Annotated in this window: 14 protein-coding genes; 8 read left to right on the top strand and 6 right to left on the bottom strand. The window is 69.6% G+C overall.

Annotated elements, in window-relative coordinates; all coding sequences use genetic code 11:
- Nucleotides 1–82: 82 nt before the first annotated feature.
- The gene (locus tag E3T28_RS02665; protein ID WP_134427688.1) at nucleotides 83–433 is read right to left on the bottom strand and encodes a DUF2834 domain-containing protein; all 351 of its coding nucleotides are present in this window, start codon (nucleotides 431–433) and stop codon (nucleotides 83–85) included.
- Nucleotides 434–484: 51 nt separating this feature from the next.
- On the opposite strand from E3T28_RS02665, the gene E3T28_RS02670 reads away from it, so the two are divergent.
- The gene (locus E3T28_RS02670) at nucleotides 485–1,252 is read left to right on the top strand and encodes an HNH endonuclease family protein (protein WP_134427690.1); all 768 of its coding nucleotides are present in this window, start codon (nucleotides 485–487) and stop codon (nucleotides 1,250–1,252) included.
- A 67-nt stretch (nucleotides 1,253–1,319) separates the two neighbouring features.
- Here the strand turns inward: E3T28_RS02670 and E3T28_RS02675 are convergent, their stop codons facing one another.
- Both E3T28_RS02675 and E3T28_RS02680 read right to left on the bottom strand, forming a co-directional pair.
- A complete protein-coding gene (locus E3T28_RS02675) occupies nucleotides 1,320–4,346 on the bottom strand; it encodes an AAA family ATPase (protein ID WP_134427692.1) in 3,027 nt (1,008 codons plus the stop codon).
- Nucleotides 4,343–5,578, bottom strand: coding sequence for an exonuclease SbcCD subunit D (locus tag E3T28_RS02680; RefSeq protein WP_134427694.1), 1,236 nt, complete (start codon nucleotides 5,576–5,578; stop codon nucleotides 4,343–4,345). Before E3T28_RS02680 ends, E3T28_RS02675 begins: the two co-directional genes overlap by 4 nt.
- A gap of 157 nt (nucleotides 5,579–5,735) precedes the next feature.
- Here E3T28_RS02680 and E3T28_RS02685 point away from each other — a divergent pair, with 157 nt between their 5' ends.
- From E3T28_RS02685 to E3T28_RS02705, 5 genes are all read left to right on the top strand, one after another.
- On the top strand, nucleotides 5,736–6,524 hold the full coding sequence (locus E3T28_RS02685; RefSeq protein WP_134427696.1) for a DeoR/GlpR family DNA-binding transcription regulator: 789 nt from the start codon (nucleotides 5,736–5,738) through the stop codon (nucleotides 6,522–6,524).
- Nucleotides 6,521–7,492, top strand: a complete 972-nt coding sequence (locus tag E3T28_RS02690) for a 1-phosphofructokinase family hexose kinase (RefSeq protein WP_134427698.1) — start codon at nucleotides 6,521–6,523, stop codon at nucleotides 7,490–7,492. The genes E3T28_RS02685 and E3T28_RS02690 overlap by 4 nt, the downstream gene beginning before the upstream one ends.
- Nucleotides 7,489–9,498 (top strand): PTS fructose transporter subunit IIABC, encoded by a 2,010-nt coding sequence (locus tag E3T28_RS02695; protein ID WP_134427700.1) that lies wholly within the window; start codon nucleotides 7,489–7,491, stop codon nucleotides 9,496–9,498. Before E3T28_RS02690 ends, E3T28_RS02695 begins: the two co-directional genes overlap by 4 nt.
- 91 nt (nucleotides 9,499–9,589) lie before the next feature.
- Nucleotides 9,590–11,275, top strand: a complete 1,686-nt coding sequence (gene ptsP / locus E3T28_RS02700; protein ID WP_134427702.1) for a phosphoenolpyruvate--protein phosphotransferase — start codon at nucleotides 9,590–9,592, stop codon at nucleotides 11,273–11,275.
- Nucleotides 11,276–11,349: 74 nt separating this feature from the next.
- Entirely contained in the window at nucleotides 11,350–11,628 is a 279-nt protein-coding gene (locus tag E3T28_RS02705; protein ID WP_134427704.1) for an HPr family phosphocarrier protein, read from the top strand.
- 67 nt (nucleotides 11,629–11,695) lie between these two features.
- Here E3T28_RS02705 and E3T28_RS02710 read toward each other — a convergent pair whose 3' ends face one another.
- Nucleotides 11,696–15,277 carry a TM0106 family RecB-like putative nuclease gene (locus E3T28_RS02710; RefSeq protein ID WP_134427706.1) on the bottom strand — a complete coding sequence of 1,194 codons (3,582 nt, stop codon included), beginning with the start codon at nucleotides 15,275–15,277 and terminating at the stop codon, nucleotides 11,696–11,698.
- Between the two features lie 272 nt (nucleotides 15,278–15,549).
- Here E3T28_RS02710 and E3T28_RS02715 point away from each other — a divergent pair, with 272 nt between their 5' ends.
- Both E3T28_RS02715 and E3T28_RS02720 read left to right on the top strand, forming a co-directional pair.
- The gene (locus E3T28_RS02715; RefSeq protein WP_174776774.1) at nucleotides 15,550–15,813 is read left to right on the top strand and encodes a hypothetical protein; all 264 of its coding nucleotides are present in this window, start codon (nucleotides 15,550–15,552) and stop codon (nucleotides 15,811–15,813) included.
- A 2-nt stretch (nucleotides 15,814–15,815) separates the two neighbouring features.
- Complete coding sequence (locus E3T28_RS02720) at nucleotides 15,816–16,808, top strand: FHA domain-containing protein (RefSeq protein WP_174776773.1); 993 nt, start codon at nucleotides 15,816–15,818, stop codon at nucleotides 16,806–16,808.
- 478 nt (nucleotides 16,809–17,286) lie between these two features.
- Here the strand turns inward: E3T28_RS02720 and E3T28_RS02725 are convergent, their stop codons facing one another.
- Nucleotides 17,287–18,972: an MFS transporter gene (locus E3T28_RS02725; protein ID WP_134427708.1), complete on the bottom strand. Its 1,686-nt coding sequence runs from the start codon at nucleotides 18,970–18,972 to the stop codon at nucleotides 17,287–17,289.
- Nucleotides 18,969–19,775, bottom strand: a complete 807-nt coding sequence (locus E3T28_RS02730) for a tryptophan-rich sensory protein (RefSeq protein WP_134427710.1) — start codon at nucleotides 19,773–19,775, stop codon at nucleotides 18,969–18,971. Before E3T28_RS02730 ends, E3T28_RS02725 begins: the two co-directional genes overlap by 4 nt.
- Nucleotides 19,776–19,791: the final 16 nt, after the last annotated feature.

Here is a 19,791-nt window from a genome sequence, read left to right on the forward strand (position 1 = left end):
GGAGATTTCGGCTGTTTCGTACTGAAACGGATGATTAGGGACGACTACCAGCAAAATCTCCGTCGAATTCGTTCGACACCGACTAGCTCGCGGGTGCCGCCTGCGTCCGCCGCGCGTGAAGGGCGCGTTCTCGCATCGCGAGGAAGAGCGGGAAGGTGAAGGCGAACGCCGTCAGGCCGGAGAGCAGCACGTAGAGCCAGCCCCGCTTCATCCCGAGGCGCCTGGCCTCGACGATGATCAGGATGCTGCCGGCCACCGCCACCACCAGCAGGTCCACGGTGAGTGACGACACCGCCGGGCCGCTGTTCACCCAGTCGCCGAAGAAGTCGCGCAGCGCCGCGATCGCGAGCAGGTTGAAAGTCCAGGTGCCCACGAGGCCGGCGAGGCTGAGCGCCAGGTAGACGACGGCGAGCGGGGTCCAGTTTTTGGTCATGCGTCATTATCGCCGCCCGGTAGGGTCGAGAGCCGACCCTCTGGGAGCACCATGCCACACTCACCCCGCCGGCCGGCGTCGACTCGCAGCCGTCGTTCCCGGCGCGGGCCCGTCACCGCCCTGATGGTGATCCTGCCGCTGGCCCTGATCTGGGCGATCATGGTCGGCGTGCCCGGTCTGGTGCCGGGAGAGACATCCGTTCCCTTCCCGAACGGATCCGCGGCCCCGGCGGCGGGTGACGCGGCCGACCTGCTCGCCACCCTCCCGGTCAAGGGCAAGGCCGCGAAGACGGGCTACGACCGCACCGGGGACTTCGGCTCGGCCTGGCGAGACGTCGACGACAACGGATGCGACACCCGCAACGACATCCTGGCCCGCGACCTCACCGAAATCGTCACCGACGACACCTGCCGGGTGCTCAGCGGCGAGTTGCTGGCTCCGTACACGGGCGAATCGGTCAGATTCGAGCGCGGCGAGACCAGCTCGATGCACGTGCAGATCGATCACCTGGTGGCCCTGTCAAACGCCTGGCAGACGGGTGCTCAGCAGTTGGACCAGGACGCGCGGATCGCTCTGGCCAACGACCCGATGAATCTGCTGGCCTCCGACGGCGCCTCCAACTCGCAGAAAGGCGATGGGGATGCCGCCACCTGGCTGCCCGCGCAGAAGTCGTTCCGCTGTGAGTACGTGGCCCGCCAGATCTCTGTGAAGGCCACCTACGGCCTGTGGGTGGCCCCGGCCGAGCACGACGCCATGGCGCGCGTTCTCGCTGCCTGCCCGGGCCACCCTGTCTATGCGTTTGCGGCCGGTTCGCGCTAGTCCAGAACCAGCACAGCACGAACCGGCACAGCACGAACCAACGACAGCACGAACCGGCCCAACACGTCTAGGCCGACAGGAGGTTCTCGCCGATCTCGCTGAAACCCTGGTCGGTGACGGTGATGACCAGCTTGGCCGGGATCTGCTCCTTCATGGAGTCGACGTGGCTGATCAGACCGATGGTGCGGCCACCGGCGCGGAGGCCGTCCAGGGTGCTCATCGCCGTCTCCAGGGTGGCTCCGTCGAGCGACCCGAAGCCCTCGTCGACGAACAGGGTGTCGAGGGCGATGCCGCCGGCCTGGTTTGACACGATCTCCGCCAGCCCGAGGGCGAGGGCCAGAGACGCCAGGAACGTCTCGCCGCCCGAGAGCGACTGGGTGGGACGGGCTCGCCCGGTGTGCGCATCCCGGATCATCAGCCCGAGCCCGGACTGGCCGCCCCGGAACTGCACTGAGTCGTCGTGCTCGAGCGTGTAGCGGCCGCCGGTCATGGTGCGCAGCCGGTTGTTGGCGGCCGCGATGATCTGCTCCAGCTGCGCGGCGAGAACGTAGGTCTCCAGGCGCATCCGTTTCGTGTTGGGTTCGTCGCCGTGCACGGCCGCCGCCAGCTCCCGCACCTGCGTCTGCGTGGACAGGAGTTCCTCGCCGGCATCGAAGTGCACCCGGGCATCCGTGACCAGGCCGGTCAGGACGACCACGCGCTCCCCCAGCGACCCGCGTTCGGCCAGCGCCGTGTCCCGCTCCGCCGCGGCGGCGGCCAGGGCCTCCCGGGCCGGACCGACGTCGGTCAGTCCGGCGGGCAGATCCGTGAGCGCGGCCTCGGCGAGCACCGACCGCGCCGCCGCGCGCGAATCGTCGTGGGCGCGGATCAGTTCCTCCAGCTGCCGCACCTCGGCGTCGTTCCGATGGGCGGCGGTCGCGGTCTGCTCGTCGGCGAAGTCTTCACGGACCAGCTGGGTCTGTACGGATGCCTCCGCGGCGTTCCGCACACTCCGGCCCTCACGGCTGTGGTCGAGGGCCGCGTCGAGGGCCCGCGCGGAGGCCAGCCCGGCCTGCAGCCGATCGACCCGGCAGACGACCGAGGCGAAGCCGCCGCGCTGGGCGGCCACCCGGTCGTCGATGGCCTGCCGGGCGCTGCGTCGATCGGCGAGCCGGGCAGCCGTCTCATCGCGAGTGGAGCAGAGGTCGGCCAGGACACGGCCGGCTTCCTCGAGTTCGGCCCGCAGCCTGCTTTTGTCGAGGCCGAGTGCCGCGGCCCGCACGCCCGCGGTAACGGCCTCGGCCAGGGCGACCTCGGATGCAGCCATCTCGGCGATGAATTCGTCGAGGGTGCGCGCCCCGGCCCGGGCCCGGGCCTCAGCCAGCGCGGTGGCCACGGCGCCGGTGACGGCGTGCGTCTGCTCGAGTCGGGTCTGCCCCTGCTTCAGCAGTGCCCGCGCCGAGACGATATCTGCTTCGGTGACCGGTTCGTCGTCGCCGGTGGCGGGAGCCGGGTGAGCGGTCGACCCGCACACCTCGCACGGCTCGCCCGGCACGAGGTGCGAGGCCAGCTCGACGGCGTGGCCGGCCAGCCGCCGGTCCACGAGGGTCTGGTAGCCCACCGCCGCCGCCGCGTTCTCACCGGCGGCGACCGCATCGGCCAGGTGTGCCGCCGACAGCTCGGCGTCGAACCGCCGCACCTGGCCGGCCGCGGCCTGCGCCACGCGCAGCCGCTCTGCCTGGTCGCGCGCCTCGGGCTCACGGGCCGCCGCCAGCGTCGCCGCGGCGAGGTCCCGGTCGACCTCGTCCAGCCGGTCCGGCAGCTCACGCAGGAGCGTCCGGGTCTGGTCGATGGCTGCCGCGTGCAGCGCGACCTCCTCCTGCAGCGTCACGATGTCGGCCTCAATGCCGGGCAGCAGTCGTTCGGCGTCGAGCACGTCGTTCAACGACCCCAGCTGGCCCAGGAGGTCCTCGGTGACGGCGTTGAGGCTCTCGGTCGTTTCCACCAGGTTCGGGTCGTCCTGGTACTCGCGCCAGGCATCTCGCGCGTGCACCTCGCCGGCCAGGGCCTGCCGGAGCACTTTCTCTGCCTCGACCCGCGTGCGGAGCGCCGGCCAGACGCGGGACGCCCGGTTCGCGCCGAGAACGGCCGCTCGGTCGAGGGCGACCTTCTCCCGCCGGGCATCGAGAACGGCCAGTGCCGAGTAGGCGTCGTTGCGGCGGCCCTGCCGGCTGCGCAGGTCTTCCTGGTCCTGCACGGTGATGGTGGCCAGGGTCAGCGCGGACGTGGCCCGTTCGGCTCCCTCCGCAGCATCGGTCAGCAGCCCCTCCAGCTGCGCCAGGGCGGCGGCGAACCAGGCCCGGTCGCGAGTGCCGGGCGCGTCGGCCGACGCGTTGCCTGGCGGTTCGTCGCGCTGCAATTGCCGGGACGCGGTGTCCGCCAGGCCGGCCAGGTGGCGGCGCACGGATTCCAACTCATCGTCGAGCGACTTGCGCCGGTTGATCAGCGCGAGTTCGAGCTGCTCGAACCGGGCCGTGCCGAAGAGCGTGCGCAGCACCCCTCGCCGGTCGTCGGTTTTGGCCAGCAGAAAGCGCTGAAACCGGTTCTGGGCCAGCAGGACCACCTGCAGGAATTGGTCCTGCTTGAGCGGCAGGATGCGGCTGAGCTCGTGCCCGACGTCGACCGGACGGGTCGCCACGCTGCGCCACCCGCCCGAGGCGCCCGGTTCGTCGTGCGGGTCACGGACCGCCTGGTCACGGATGTCGAGGCGCGCGTCGGGCGGGGACATGGTCGTCCCCGAGCCGCGCTTCTTCTTCTTCTCGTACTTGGGTGTGCGGTAGATGCGGTAGTCGTTCTCGTCGAGAGCGAATTCCAGCTCCACGAAGGTGGGATCTCCCGGTTCGCAGTGGTCACTGCGCAGCGGGGACTCCGTTCCCTCGTAGCGCGGCACGCTGCCGTAGAGGGCGAAGCAGACGGCGTCGAGGATGCTGGACTTGCCCGCACCGGTCTTGCCGGTGATCAGGAAGATTCCGTCGGCGTCGAAACGCTCGAAGTCGATCACCTGCTCGTTCTTATAGGGGCCGAATCCGGCGATCCGCAGGCGTTTGATCTTCATCGGCTGATCTCCTTCAGGTCACCCTCGGTCAGAAGCTCCGCCACCAGGTCTCGCTCGAACTCGGTCTGGCCGACCCCGTTGCGCACAAACTCGAGGAATCCGGCGACAATCTCGCGGTCGGTCTGGCGGTTGATGCGGTCTCCGTAGCTGGCGGCATCCGGGTCGGCGACGATCTCGGGGCGATGCTCCAGCGTGACGCAGTGCGGGAATCGTCTCTGCAGCCGCCGGATGCCGTCGAGAGGCCGCATCTGATCGGTCAGGACCGCCGACACCCAGTCGGGCTCGAACTCCGCGTAGGCGTCATCGGTCAGGAGCTGCTCGATCTCTCCGGTGAGCACGCTGAGTCGGCGCGGAACCGGAAGGTCGATCCATTCGATCTCGGCGGCGGGGCCGGCCTGGAGCTCGACCAGCCAGCAGCCCCGCGGCTTGCCGGCCTCCGAGAAGGAATAGTGCAGGGGTGCGCCCGAGTAGCGCACCCGGTCCGTGAGCCGGGCCCGGCCGTGGATATGGCCGAGGGCGACGTAGTCCGGTCCAGTGAAATCCGCTCCAGTGAAATCCGCTCCAGTGAAATCCGCTCCGGTGAACTCCGCTCCGGTGAACACCGATACGGGCACCAGGTCGAGGCCCCCCGCGGTGATGTCCCGCACGGCATCGGTCGCCGCGGCGGCGGGCACTCCCGCCGCGAAGCAGTGGCTGAGCACCACCGATCGCCCGCCGCGGGCGGCCAGGTCGTCGCGGATGCGCTGCATCACGAAGGTGAGCACCTGCTCGTGCGTCTTCAGCGGTTCGCCCGAAGGCCCCGTGAAAGATCCAAGGTGACGCACCAGCGCCGGCTCCAGATAGGGGATGCCGTAGAAGTGAACGGGCCCGTGCCGGTCGGGCACGGTGACCGGCTCGAGCACCTGCTCCGGCCGGGTCAGCACGTGGACGCCCGCGAGGGCCGCCCACTCCGACTGGAAACCCAGGCGGGTGGCCGAGTCGTGGTTGCCGCTGGTCATCACCACCGTCGCCCCGGCCTGGCGGATCTCCCGCAGCACCGACGCGAGCAGCGTGTAGCTCTCCGCCGACGGCATTGCCGAGTCGAAGATGTCGCCGGCGACCGCCACCACGTCGATCTGACGCTGCCGCACCACTTCCACCAGCGCATCGAGAACCTTCCGCAGGTGACCCAGGGTCGGATGCGTGTGGAAGGTGCGCCCGATGTGCCAGTCAGACGTGTGCAGGATCTTCATGCTGAACACGCTATCGCCGACCGCTGACACCGAACCGCACCCGGCACGGCGTTCTGTGTTTGTCTTTGTTTTGCTTGACAAACAAAGACAAACACAGGTAGCATTTTCGTATTCTACAAATTCGTGGTTTCGGCCACTCAGCGTCGAGGAGGTCGCCATGTTCGCCGAGGAACGCCAGGCCCTGATCGTCGATCTGGTCAGCAGCTCGAACCGGGTCACGGTCAGCGATCTCGCCTCCCGGTTCGACGTCACCCCCGAAACGGTGCGCCGCGACCTCGACAGTCTCGAGGGTTCCCGTCAGCTGCGCCGGGTGCACGGCGGCGCTGTTGCCTTCGACCGGCAGAGCATGTCCGAGCTCAGCCTCGAAGAGCGCCAGACGCAGCACCACGACGAGAAGCAGCGCATCGCGGCCGCCGCCCTCGCCATGATTCCCGCGAGCCAGACCGGGTCCGTCCTGCTGGATGCCGGCACCACCACCGAACTGCTCGCCGACCTCCTGCTCGACTGGACCCCGGCTGCCCCCGGTGACGAGCTCCTGGTCATCACCAACGCGGTGCCGATCGCCACCAAGCTCGCCGGCAACGACGCCGTCTCGTTGTACATCCTCGGCGGACGTGTGCGTGGCCTCACCCGCGCCGTCGTGGGTCCCAGCACCATCAGCCAGCTCGATGCACTGCGGCCCGACATCGCGTTCGTCGGAGCCAACGGCGTTCACGCCGAGTTCGGTTTCAGCACTCCGGATGCCGTCGAATCCGCCGTGAAGACAGCCATCGTCCGTTCGGCCCGTCGGGTTGTGGCACTGGCCGATTCCTCCAAGCTCGACAAGGAAACCCTGATCCGCTTCGCGGCCCTGGGCGACATCGACGTGCTGATCACGGACGCCCTCCCATCAAATGAACTTGCCGCAGCCCTGGCCGCGGCCGACGTTGAGGTTGTGATCGCGTGATCATTACGCTTACCCCGAATCCGAGCCTGGACCGCACCATCGAGCTGGGCGCCCCATTGGCCCGCGGCGAAGTGCAGCGCGCCGGGTCGTCCCGCGAAGAGCCGGGCGGCAAGGGCGTGAACATCGTCCGGGCCCTCGAAGCCTCGGACGTCCTGAGCCTCGCCATCCTCCCCGGCGACGAGCAAGACCCCGTCCTGGTGGCCCTCCGGGCCGCGGGGGTGCCCCACCTCGGCATGCCGATCGGCGCCGCGATCCGCAGCAACATCGCGCTGACCGAGGCCGACGGCACCACCACCAAGGTGAACGTGCCCGGCCCGGTGCTGAGCGCCGCCCAGCAGACCCAGCTGATCGAACTCGTGCTGCAGAAGGCGGAGGGTGCCAGCTGGCTCGTTCTGGCCGGCTCGCTGCCGCCCGGCGTCCCCCTCGACTTCTACGCCGACATCACCCGGGAGCTTCGCAGCCGGTTCGGCGCGAACGCCCCCCGGGTGGCCGTCGACTCGTCCGGCGCGCCCCTCGCCGCAGCCGTCACTGCCGGGCCGGACCTGATCAAGCCCAACGCGGAAGAGCTGGCCGAGCTCACCGGCATCCCCGACCCGGACAGCCTCGAGGGTCATCCGGTGCTCGTGGCCCGCGCCGCCGAGCGGCTCGTCGCCGCCGGCGTCGGTGCCGTGCTGGCCACCCTCGGTTCCAAGGGCGCCGTGCTGGTGACCAAAGACGGCGCCTGGCTTGCCCAGACGCCACCGATCGTCGCCCGCAGCACCGTCGGAGCCGGCGATTCCTCCCTGGCCGGCTACCTGCTCAGCAGCATCGCCGGCGGCTCCGCCCCGGACTCCCTGCGCCAGGCCGCAGCCCACGGGGCTGCAGCCGCTTCCCTGCCCGGATCAACCGTTCCGGCACTGCGTCAAACGAGACCGGGCGACGTCACCCTGACGTTGCTCAACACCCATCCAAAGGAGGATGTCCAGTGAGTTCACTGATCACCCCGGAGCTTGTCGCTCTGGATATGAACCTCGGAGCCGCACCCTCGAGCGTGATCCGGCATCTTGCCGAGCTCGTCGTCGGAGCCGGCCGCGCCACCGAGATCGAGAGCCTCTACGCGGATGCCCTCGCCCGCGAGGCGAAGACGGCCACCGGCATCCCCGGTGGCCTAGCCATCCCGCATTGCCGTTCGGCAGCCGTGACGGAGCCGACGCTGGCGTTGGCCCGACTGACCTCCCCGGTCGATTTCGGCGCCGCAGATGGTCCTGCGGACCTCGTCTTCCTGATCGCCGCCCCCGAGGGCGCGGACCAGGAACATCTTAAGATCCTGGCCAAGCTGGCCCGCTCGCTGATGAAGGCACCCTTCACCGCGGCGCTGCGCGCCGCGAAGACCCAGGCCGAAATCGTCGAACTGGTCACCAGCGTCGTCTCCCCGGTGCCCGAGGCCGCGGGCGGCGTCGCCGGCGCCCACGTCGGCAGCACGCCGTCCGCAACATCCGTGGGCACCAAGCGCATCGTCGCCGTGACCGCCTGCCCGACCGGCATCGCGCACACCTACATGGCTGCCGAATCCCTCGCCGCCGCGGCCAAGGCCGCCGGCGTCGACCTGCAGGTCGAGACCCAGGGCTCGGCCGGCCTGACGATGCTCGACCCGGCCGTCATCGCCGCGGCCGACGCCGTCATCTTCGCCGTCGACGTCGACGTTCGCGGTCGCGAGCGCTTCGCCGGCAAGCCCGTCATCCAGGTGCCCGTCAAGCGCGGCATCGACGAACCGGCCAAGCTCATCCAGGATGCGCTGGCTGCGGCCCAGAACCCCAACGCCCGCCGCGTCGGCGGAACCGTCGGTGCGGCCGAAGCAGCGGAGACCAGCGAGCACTTCGGCCAGAAGGTCAAGCGCGCCCTGCTCACGGGCGTCAGCTACATGATCCCGTTCGTCGCCGGTGGAGGTCTGCTGATCGCCCTCGGTTTCCTCCTCGGAGGCTACGAGATCACCGAGGTCGCCGACACGGTCACCCTGCAGAACAGCCCGTTCAACCTGCCGGAAGGTGGCATGCTCACCTACCTGGGAGCCGTCTTCTTCAAGATCGGTGCCCTGTCGATGGGCTTCCTGGTTCCGGCCCTGGCCGGTTACATCGCCTACGCGATCGCCGACCGCCCCGGAATCGCCCCCGGTTTCGTCGCCGGTGCCGTCGCCGGGTTCATGGGTGCCGGCTTCCTCGGCGGCATCGCCGGTGGTCTTCTGGCCGGCCTGGCAGCCGCCAGCTTCGCGAAGCTCGACGTTCCGCGCTGGCTCCGCAGCCTGATGCCCGTCGTCATCATCCCCCTGGTCGCGTCGATCGTCGCCTCGGGCCTGATGTTCCTGGTTCTCGGCGGCCCCATCGCGCTGCTGACCACCGCCCTGAACGAGTGGCTCTCCGGCATGACCGGCGCCTCCGCCATCCTGCTCGGCCTGATCCTGGGCCTCATGATGGGCTTCGACCTCGGTGGACCGGTCAACAAGGTTGCCTACGCCTTCGCCGTCGCGGGCCTCGGCACGGCCACCCTCGCCAACCAGGCTCCGTGGGAGATCATGGCCGCGGTCATGGCCGCCGGCATGGTTCCGCCGCTCGCCATGGCTTTGGCCACGGTGCTCGACCGCCGCCTGTTCACGGTCGCCGAGCGCGAGAACGGCAAGGCCGCCTGGCTGCTGGGTGCGTCGTTCATCTCCGAAGGCGCCATCCCGTTCGCTGCCGCGGACGTGTTCCGGGTGATCCCGGCCTCTATGGTCGGCGCCGGCGTCACGGGTGCTCTCTCGATGGCCTGGGGTGTCACGTCCAAGGCCCCGCACGGCGGAATGTTCGTCTTCTTCGCCATCGACAGCTTCCTTCTCTTCGCCCTGGCGATCGCGATCGGTACCGTCATCTCGGCACTCCTGGTGATCACGCTGAAGCGTTACGCTCGGAAGACACCGTTGGTCGTCGCGGACGCAACAGCGCCCGCCCTGGTCAACGCTTAACCGCACGTCGGCCGCCCCGAGAGATTCGGGGCGGCCGACGCGTAGCATCGATAGCGCAGTATTTCTGCTGCGCAAGAATAGAGGTTGTCCCGTGCAGAATTTCACTGGTGTAGGCGTGAGCCCCGGCCGGATCATCGGATCCGTTCGCCAGATGCCCAAACCAATCAGCGAACCCCCGGCCGGTGAACGCCTTACAGCGGCGACAACGCCCGAAGCCGCGACGGCGGAGCTACGGACAGCCTCCAAGGTGGTGCAGACCGAGCTTCAGCGCCGGGCCGAAGCGGCCACCGGCGCCAGCAAATCGGTTCTGGAGGCCACCGCATTGATGGCCACCGACCCGATGCTGATAAAGGCCGCAGTTAAATTAATCGTCACCGGAACATCCGCCGAACGCGCGATCTGGGAGTCCGGCGCATCCGTCGCCGAGATGCTGCACAACCTCGGCGGTTACATGGCCGAGCGGGCCACGGATGTCCTCGACGTTCGGGCCCGGATCGTCGCGGAGCTGCGCGGCGTCACCGCCCCCGGCATCCCCCAGTCCGATGAGCCCTTCGTTCTCGTGGCCGAGGACCTCGCCCCGGCCGACACCGCCACCCTCGACCCGAACAAGGTCCTCGCCCTGGTCACCAGCGGCGGCGGACCGCAGTCGCACACCGCGATCATCGCCCGCGCCCTCGGCCTGCCGGCCGTCGTCGCCGCCGTCGGCGTCGACGCCCTCACCGACGGCACCGAGGTCTACGTGGACGGCGCCGCCGGCACCCTCCAGGTTGACCCCGGCGACGAACAGCGCACCGCCGTCACGGCGTGGGAGCACGTCGCGGCCAGCCTGTCCGTGTTCGACGGCACCGGCACCACCGCCGACGGCCACCTCGTTCCGCTGCTGGCCAACGTGGGCGGGGCCGCCGACGCGGTCAAGGCCGCGGCAGCCGGCGCCGAGGGCGTCGGACTGCTCCGCACCGAGTTCTGCTTCCTCGAGCGCGACACCGAGCCCACCATCGACGAGCAGGTCGTGGCCTACCGCGGCGTGTTCGACGCGTTCCCCGGCAAGAAGGTCGTCGTGCGCACGCTCGACGCCGGCGCCGACAAGCCACTGCCGTTCCTCACCGACAGCACCGAGCCCAACCCGTCGCTCGGCGTTCGCGGTTACCGCACCGACCTGACCAGCCCCGGCGTGCTCAAGCGCCAGCTCACGGCCATCGCGACCGCCGCGGCGGCCTCCACCGCCGTGGTCTGGGTGATGGCACCGATGATCGCCACGGTCGACGAGGCCGCCGACTTCGCCGCCATGTGCCGCGTCGCCGGGCTGAAGACCCCCGGCGTCATGGTGGAGGTTCCCTCCGCGGCGCTCCGCTCGGCGAGCATCCTGACCGAAGCCGAATTCGTCAGCCTCGGCACGAACGACCTGACCCAGTACACGATGGCCGCCGACCGTCAGCTCGGCACTCTCGCCGCGCTGAACTCCCCGTGGCAGCCGGCCGTGCTGCAGCTGATCCAGCTCACCGTCGCCGGGTCCATCGCCGAGGGTCACAACAAGCCCGTCGGTGTCTGCGGTGAAGCCGCTGCCGACCCGGTTCTCGCGGTGGTTCTCGTCGGGCTGGGCGTCAACACCCTGTCCATGACGGCCCGGTCGATGTCCGCCGTGGGTGCCGTGCTGAAGTCCGTGACGCTCGAGCGGGCTCGTGAACTCGCCCAGATCGCCGTTTCGGCACGCAATTCGGACGAAGCGCGTACCCGCGTGCGCGCCGAATTGCCCATACTTGAAGAGCTGGGACTCTAGCCGCTTCGGATTGACGTCGCATCGCATCATCACCGGCGAGCCACCCCGTCGCCGGGCACTAATTAGGAGGAACCATGTCCGAACGTAAAGCCACCATCGCGAGCCGTGTCGGCCTGCACGCCCGCCCCGCGTCCATCTTCGCCGCGGCCGTCGGCGAGCTGCCCCTCGAGGTCACCATCTCCCTCGAGACCGACCCGGCCGAAGACGCAATGGATGCCTCGAGCATCCTGTCGCTGATGAGCCTGGGCGCCGCCAACGGCGACGTCGTTGTGCTGCGTGCCGAGGGCGACGGAGCCGACGCTGCTCTCGACTCCCTCGTCAAGATCCTCGAAACGGACCTCGACGCCGAGTAGCGACACCGACCGAAGGCACCCTCAGTCCGCGTGGAACACACCGGAGTGGGGGTGCCTTTTCGCGTACTCAGGCTCCCGTCGTGCGCTCGGGTGCGACGGGCGTGACCAGGGTGATGAACGCGCTCAGCTGGGCCAGGGTCTCCACCCGGGGCGGCAGCGTCTCGGTCAGGGCCGGCGAGTACACCAGCCAGGCCGCCCACTGGGCGCGGGAGACGGCCACGTTGAGCCGGTTCGCCAGGAGCAGGAACTCGAGGCCGCGCGGAACGTCCTCCGCCGCGGAGGCGGCCAGCGAGATCACGGCGACCGCCGCCTCCCTGCCCTGGAACTTGTCCACCGTGCCCACGGGCACGTCGCCCAGGCCGGACTGCGCGAGGCGGCGGCGCAGCAACTCGACCTGCGCATTGTAGGGTGCCACCACGATCACGTCGTCCTGGGCCAGCGGAGCGCTCCGGCCATCGGATGTCCAGGGTCGGCCGAGCAGATCGGTCACCAGTGCGAGAACGGCTTCGGCCTCCTCCACCGACGAGGTGGAGTTGAATCGGTGCGGCACCGGCACCGGGTGCAGCCCCGGTTCCACGCCCTCAAGGTGGCGGTCGGAGGGGTGCGAGTGCAGCCGACCCTCGTAGGACAGTGCCGACACCGGGGCGCACACGCTCGGATGCATGCGCCAGCTGGTCTTCAGGAAGTAACCGAATTCCGGCGGGAGCACCTGGTGTCCGTCGCTGAGCCAGCCGAGCGCCGAGCCGTCGACCGGTTCGGGGTGCGTGCCCTGGCTGACCTGGGGCAGCTGTTGCGGGTCGCCGAGCAGCAGCAGGCGTTCGGCCGCGACGGCAGCTGCGATGGTGCTGGCGAGGGAGAACTGGCCGGCCTCGTCGATCACGAGCAGGTCGAGGGAGCCCCGCGGCACCCGGTCGGCGTTGCTGAAGTCCCAGGCGGTGCCGCCGAGCACCCAGCCGCCGGACTGGCCGGTGAACCGCGCGAAGGTCTTGGTATCGAGCAGAGTCCACGGCACCGGCTTCTTCTCGTCGCCCTTCTTCGCCTTCTTGCCGACCTGCGCGGGCTCCAGACCGGCGTCGACGCCCGCGGCCAGCACGGCCCGGAGCATGTTCTCGACCGCCGCATGCGATTGCGCGACCACGCCGATGCGCCAGCCGTGCCGCACGACGAGGTCGGCGATCACCCTCGAGCCGACGAAGGTCTTGCCGGTTCCGGGCGGGCCCTGCACCGCGAGGTAGGACCGGTCGAGCACGAGCAGGGTGTCCCGGATGGCGCTGCGCACATCGCCGTCGCCGGGCTGCGGCAGGGGCTGCGCCGGCCCGCTCGCGCCGAGCAGCCGAGGCGGGACCAGCCCGCTTGCCGCGAGCAGCCGGGGCGGGCGTCGGCGCAGCAGGTCGAAGGCCGCGTCCGGCAGCGGTTCCGGCCATCGGGAGAGCACGGCACGACCCCATTCCGAGATCGCGCCCACCTGAGTGCCGGCAGGCGGCGGAGTGCCGGGGGTGAGGGCGATCGGCAGTTCCCGGTGGGTGGGCGCATCGCGTTCGAGCACCTCCTCGACCAAATAGACCGACTCGTCGATCACATCGATGATGGTCGCCTTGTTGTGCGCGGTGCGCGCGCCGGGGGCGTCGCTGCGGCTGATCGGCGGGTAGGGACGGTCGTAGAGCAGGAACGGCTGCTGCCCGACCTTGAGCGAACTGCCCGGCGCGAGTGCCCCGGCCAGGCGCAGCACCCGGCGGTCGAGCGCCTGGCGGCCCTCCCGGTGCCAGCCCAGGTGCACGGTCGCTCTCTCGACGACGAACACGTCCCGGGTGTCCGCCCACTCGTCGACGGGCGCGCCCAGGCGGCTGTAGTGGTCCCACCAGAACGATTTCTGCTCCCGCCGGTGGTAGTCGATCGCCGCTGAGGCGAGGGCGAGTGCGGTCTGGTCGGCGGTGCGCTCGGCCGGGGGAACGTCGGCGAGCAGCGCGCACAGTTCGAGGTAGACCGGGTCCGGTTCCCGCACCGGTAATGCCACGCCGACCAGGGTCGCCGGTGACGAGGCGCCGCTCGGCTGCTCGGCCGCGCGCGCCAGCAGCCAGTCCCGCAGACGCAGGGTGGAGCGGCAGTCGTACGCGTTGTACCGGGCGATGTCATGCAGAATCTGCTCTGCGGCATCCGTCAGCCCGGCGGCCAGCAGGGCGCGCGAGCGCACGTATTCGGTGATCGAGTCGGCGGCGTTGGCCACGCCCTCACGTTCCGTAAGGCCCATGTAGAGCGGTTCGAGCTTCTTCAGCGAGTAGCTGCGGCTGCCGATCCGCAGCCCCTGGCGCACGATCGGGTAGAGGTCCACGAGCACGTTCTGGCGCAGCAGGTCGTCGATCACCTCCTCGCCGACCCCGTGCCGGGCGGCAAGGCCGAGCAGGTGGGTGCGCTCATAGGGGGCGTAGTGGTAGATGTGGAGCCCCGGATGCCGCGAACGGCGCTCCCGAACGTACTCCAGGAAGTCGATCAAAGCCTGGCGTTCCCCGGCGTGGTCGTGCGCCCAGAAGGTGCGGAAGGTATCGTCCGGTTCGACCAGCCCGAACAGGTAGTCGAGCCCCCACTGTCCGTTGCCACTGCCACCCTCCTGGCCGCCACTCTCCTGATACAGCGGATCGCCCTCGAAGTCGAAGAAGATGTCGCCGGCGTCGGCCACGGGCAGCGACGCGAGGACGGCCGGGTCGATGATCTCCCAGTTCAGGGGTCGGCCGGGGCCCCGCGGTGCGATCTGCAGCCGGGCCTGCCCCTGCAGGGTGCCCAGCGTGGCGTCGGACAGGCCGGGTACGGTCTCGTGCCGCGCTGCGAGGTCGTCGATAGAGCGCACGCCCGCGGCGCGCAGCCGGGCGCGCTGGCTGAGCCGCAGGTTCGCCACCAGGAGCACGTCTCGGTGCCGCTGCACCTGCTCCTCGCACAGGTCGCAGCGGCCGCAGGCGGCGTAGCGGGGGTCACCCCACGGGGTGGCCTCGGGGTCAGCCAGACGCTCGTCGACCAGCCGTTCGAGCCGGGCCCGCCGGGCGCGGTAGACCGGCAGGATGTCCTGCAGCCGGTGCGAGCTCGTGCGGCCGTCGCCCAGCAGGAGGTGCACGTTCGGACCGGTGGGGATGCCCATCCGCTGCAACTGGTCGCTGTACGCCGCCAGCTGCAGCAGCGCCGTGATCTTCGCCGAGCGCGCCAGCTTCGTGTCATAGACCTCGTAGGTTGGGCCCTCATAGTTCGCGGCCTCGTAGGTCGCGGCCTGGTCCTGCTGCTGGCTCTGGTCGTCCTCCGCGGTGCGGATGATGAAGTCCGCGTAGCCCAGGAACCTCCCGTCGAAGAAGGCGGCCTGGAACACCACCTCGGCGCCCGCACGCAGGGCCGTCTCGCTCTGCGCAGTGGCGGTCTCCAGGTCTCCAAGGGCACCACGTTCGATCTCGACGACGGTGCGGGTCGCGCGCAGGTGTTCGAGCATCCGCAGCTCGTGGACGTCACCCAGCTCGGCGGTTCGCCGGAGCATGGCGTCTTCGGTCGCCGGGGCGGCGTCGATGCGCCCCAGTTTCGCGTCGAGCCGGCGAAGGAATGCCCACTCGCAGGCGGCCGCGGCGCTGAGGTCACTCGCTGAGTAGACAACGGTGGCAGAGTCTGTCAGGAACACGTGGATCTCCTCTTTCCGAAAACGCCGAACCGAGGACGGAAGCGCTGGTCACGGATGTTTCGAGGCTATCCGAGACCACCGACGCAAACCCGGGGAAGCGGACTCTTCCCCCGGCCGCCGCACTCAACTAGGGTTGCCCTACACGCGGCGGACGAGGCACCACTCGGCTTCTGCGACGCGGTTCGATGCTGATCCGATTCTGGCCGATCATCCGGCCCGATGTGCGACGACCGAGTGCCGTTTCCCTGCAACCAAGCGAGAAGGAACACACCGTGACTGACAGCCAGAACCCCGTACCCACTGCCAACGCCACCGGCCCCGACGCCCACAACATCAAGGACTGGACCGACCTCGGCAAGGAGATGTGGTCCTACCTGACCGGCAAAAGCGCCGTCATCAACTACAGCTTCATCGACATGACCGTGGAGGTGCCTCGCGACATCGGCCCCGACGCCCCCCGTGCCACCTGGAAGCTGAACGGCACCCTGCGGGTCACCACGAGCGAGGGTTCCGGCACCGAACCGCTCACCAAGTAGTCATGAGCCCCACCACCCGCCTGGACATCGACCTGGAGTTCTCCCTCGCGGAGCCGGGCACACCGGGCGACACCACGGAGGCGACCGGCGCCGAGCAGATGGGCGGAACAATCACGGCCAGCGGCCTCGACGTCGAGATCTTCTCCAGCAAGCCCGAGATGTTCGTGCGCACCAGCACGATGAAGCTGAAGCAGCTCCGCGGCCTGGCCGGTGCCCTGGCCGAACGCGGCCTAACCGTCTCCGTGTCCGGCCCCGACGGCCTGATCATCCGGCTGGGAGCCGTCAAGGCACCCGTCATTCAGCGCCTGCTGACCGGTTCGTCGCACATTACGCTCGGCAGCCGGGCCGCGCTGGTTCCGCTCCTGCGGCGGCGCAGTACCGCACCGAAGGCGGGCCTGACCCTGCCGTTGCCGCCGGGCACCCTGTTGCCGTTGGTGCCGACCTTCGACCGGCGCATCCGTCGCCGGGTGACCACGACGCACTACACACCGGGGGCAGGCCGGCCCCGGCTGGTTTTCGTGATCGGCTCGGAGAACTGGAACGGTCAGATGCCGCGCGAGTTCGATCTGCTGCCGACGATCACCACCATCGGTTCGGCCCCGGATGCCGACCTGCAGCTGGCCGGTCTGCAACCGTTCCATGCCGAAATCCGCCACGACGACAACGACGAGTACATTCTGTATCCGCTCGGCGAGGTCTCCGGCGGAGCCAAGCGGAACTACCGCCAGGGAGACGGCGACGGGCAGATCCTGCGTACCGGAGCCCGGATCGAAATGGGTCCGTGGCGGATGGCCTTCTTCCGCGAGGAGTACGCCGATCACGGTCGCCCCTACGGCGGTCGGGTGGGCGGGGAACTCTCCGTGCAGAAACCGCAACCGAGTCGCCGCGCGGCCCGGGAGGCGCGCGAGGCCAACGCGGCCGGGGCGGGCGGCACGAGCGGGGGCACCGCGCCGACGACCGCGCAGTCGGGGCCGGTGGACGACTCCGAGATCTAGGGATCCCAACCTGGGCGGCGCCACTCGCGGCGCACCCCGTGGAAGCCGGCACTCGGTAAAACGTGTGCCGGCTTCTTTCACGTGCGCCGCATCCGTTGTCGAACGAATTCGACGGAGATTCTGCGAAGAAAGCGGGTTTGCGGGCTGTTTGGGGTGGTTATGGGCAAAATCTCCGTCGAATTCGTTCGGGCAGCAGTGGCAGCAGAGTGCAAGGCAAGGCAAGGCCGGGCGAGGCAGGGCAAGGCAGGGCAGGGCAGGGCGAGGCAGGGCAAGGCGAGGCAGCGCGAGCGTCGCTGCAGTTCCGGCGGATGATGTGGCTAACTCAGGAGATTCGTCCGACCGGGCCGAACATTCGCCCCGACTCGGCACTGGTCCGCGGGGGCGTTCAACCCGGGCGACGGATGTCCTGAATTAGCCACACGCGCAGGCTCGGCCGGGCCTGACCCACGGAAGACTGCGGCGGTGCCGACTCGCGCCGCTAGACGGGCTCCCCCGAGGCCTGTGCCGCCGGGATGCGCTCGCCGGGGGCGGCATCCTCGGGGCGGGGCTCCGCGTGCGGTGCGGTGCCGGACAGGCGCAGCGTGGCCAGGAAGCCGAGCACGAGGAACCCGGCTGCGGCGTACGCCGAGTAGCGGGTACCGTCGCTGAAAGCCTCGCGGGCGGCATCCGCCAGCTCGGGGCTCTGTTCCTCGAGCGACGGGATCACCGAACCCGCGCTGTCGACGACCGCGTCCACGATCTGACTCTGGGTCTCGGCGGGCAGCCCCGGAATCTCGGCCAGTTTCGCGTCGAGCGACGCCCCCACCGAGGTGAACAGCACGGTGCCGAGCACCGCGATGCCGAGCGCCGAGCCGATCTGCCGGGCGGTGCTGGAGGTGCCGGAGCCCTGACCGCTCTGCGCCACCGGCACATCCTTGAGCACGACGCCGGTGAGCTGGGCGGTCGCGAGGCCCACGCCGATGCCGTAGACGAACAGGAACGGCACCACGACGAGCCAGCTGGACTGTGCCGTGACGACCAGGCCGAGGCCTGCGACGCCGATGATCTCGGCGAGGATCCCGAACCGCACGATGGTCTCGGGCGAGATCTTGTTGCCGAACGCACCCGACACCCCGCTCGCCACGAAGGAGCCGAGGGCCAGGGCGAGCAGCACGAACCCGGTCTGCAGTGCGTCGTAGCCGAGCACGTTCTGCAGCCAGAGCGGCAGCGACAGGATGATGCCGAACTCCCCGAGGGAGACGATCAGGGCGGCGATGTTGCCGTTGCGGAACGAAGGGATCGTGAAGAGGGAGAAGGCGAGCAGGGTGGTCTTGCCGGCCCGCTGGCGGTAGAGCCCCCAGTAGATGAAGGCCACGCCGGAGACGGCGGTGACCAGGAACACGAACGGGATGATCGAGATATCGTGCGGCCAGGTCCAGCCCCCCACCGTGGGCGGGTTGTTGGTGAACCACCAGCCGTAGGTGCGCCCCTCGATCAGCCCGAAGACCAGCGACGCACTGGTGATCACGGAGAGCACCGCGCCGACGACGTCGATGCGGCGCGGCTCGCCGGCATCCTTCGATTCGAGCACGAAGACCAACACACCGACGACGATGATGATGCCCAGGGGCACGTTGATGCCGAACGCCCAGCGCCAGGAGAAGTAGGTGGTGAGCCAGCCGCCGAGCAGCGGTCCGACCGCCACCATGCCGCCGATGGTCGAGCCCCAGATCGCGAACGCGATTCCACGGTCCCGGCCGCGGAACGTGGCGTTGATGATCGAGAGCGTGGTGGGCAGCACCATCGCTCCACCGACGCCCTGGACCAGCCGCGCCAGAATCAAAAGCTCCCCCGTCTGCGCGAGCGCGGCGAACACGGAGGACGCGGCGAACACGATCACGCCGAGAATCAGGATGCGCCTCCGGCCGAACCGGTCGGCGAGCGTGCCGAACACCAGCAGCAGGGCGGCGAAGACCAGGGTGTAGCTTTCCTGCACCCACTGCACCTGGGTGGAGGTGATCGCCAGGTCGTCGACGATCGAGGGGATGGCCACGTTGATGATCGTGGAATCGACGATGATCAGGGCGACAGCAACGCTGATGAAGACGAGCCCGGCCCAGCGACGCCGTGCCGAGGTCGGTGTAGCCGTGACACCGGAGACACCGGGGGTGTGCGGCAGGCTCATGCGGTGAACACTCGGGAGGTGTCCGATGTGGCCGTGCGCGCGCGCACGGTGATGGTGACGATCAGGATGGCGGCCACGGCGACGATCGCCGCGATCGCCGCGGGGGTGGAGAGCAGGTTGCCGGTCAGCCGGGCCACGGCCACCCAGGCCAGCCCCCAGCACAGGGACGCGGCGGGGGCCAGGCGGCCATGGCCGTAGACCCCGAGGAACACGCCGACCAGCCCGGCGACGGCGATGATCAGAACCGCCCACAGGTCGGCGCCGAGGCCGAAGCCCTCGAACCCGGATGCGACGAGCACGGCGGTGACGTTGGCGGCGGTGGCGATGGCGACCCAGCCGAGGTACAGGCCCACGGTGCCGTCGGCGACGACCGTCTCGACCAGGTTCCTGGGCCGGGAGCGGAGCGTGACCTGGAACGCCCGGATCAGCACGACCAGCAGCAGCACGATCACCGGCACGCTGAGCCAGAGCAGGTCGAACTGGATGCTCAGGATCCAGGCGGCGTTCAGGATGAGCGACGCGGCGACCGGGTAGCCCAGGGCGCGCTGACGGTCATCCGTTTTCTGCGCCGGCAGGAACTGCCAGATGGCGTAGGCGATGAGTCCGAGATAGATCACGGTCCAGATGCCGAAGGCCGGCCCGTCGGGGGCGATCGGGGTGGCGTCGGCCGCGAGCGCACCGCCCGACGCGTTCTGCACCGGGGTTCCGCCGGCGGCGCCCGATCCGATGAATGATCCGACGATGGCCAGGATCGCGCTCACCAGCACCACCGTTTGGCGAAGAATATCGCTGCTCTTTTTCATCTAAGCATCCTAGCGA

Origin of the sequence: Cryobacterium sinapicolor, assembly GCF_004403465.1 — a bacterium.
In the GTDB taxonomy this organism is placed as follows: Bacteria; Actinomycetota; Actinomycetes; order Actinomycetales; family Microbacteriaceae; genus Cryobacterium; species Cryobacterium sinapicolor.

Coding starts and splice junctions, on each gene's coding strand:
- E3T28_RS02665 (WP_134427688.1), bottom strand. CDS start 433: ATGACCAAAAACTGGACCCCGCTCGCCGTCGTCTACCTGGCGCTCAGC.
- E3T28_RS02670 (WP_134427690.1), top strand. CDS start 485: ATGCCACACTCACCCCGCCGGCCGGCGTCGACTCGCAGCCGTCGTTCC.
- E3T28_RS02675 (WP_134427692.1), bottom strand. CDS start 4,346: ATGAAGATCAAACGCCTGCGGATCGCCGGATTCGGCCCCTATAAGAAC.
- E3T28_RS02680 (WP_134427694.1), bottom strand. CDS start 5,578: ATGAAGATCCTGCACACGTCTGACTGGCACATCGGGCGCACCTTCCAC.
- E3T28_RS02685 (WP_134427696.1), top strand. CDS start 5,736: ATGTTCGCCGAGGAACGCCAGGCCCTGATCGTCGATCTGGTCAGCAGC.
- E3T28_RS02705 (WP_134427704.1), top strand. CDS start 11,350: ATGTCCGAACGTAAAGCCACCATCGCGAGCCGTGTCGGCCTGCACGCC.
- E3T28_RS02720 (WP_174776773.1), top strand. CDS start 15,816: ATGAGCCCCACCACCCGCCTGGACATCGACCTGGAGTTCTCCCTCGCG.
- E3T28_RS02725 (WP_134427708.1), bottom strand. CDS start 18,972: ATGAGCCTGCCGCACACCCCCGGTGTCTCCGGTGTCACGGCTACACCG.
- E3T28_RS02730 (WP_134427710.1), bottom strand. CDS start 19,775: ATGAAAAAGAGCAGCGATATTCTTCGCCAAACGGTGGTGCTGGTGAGC.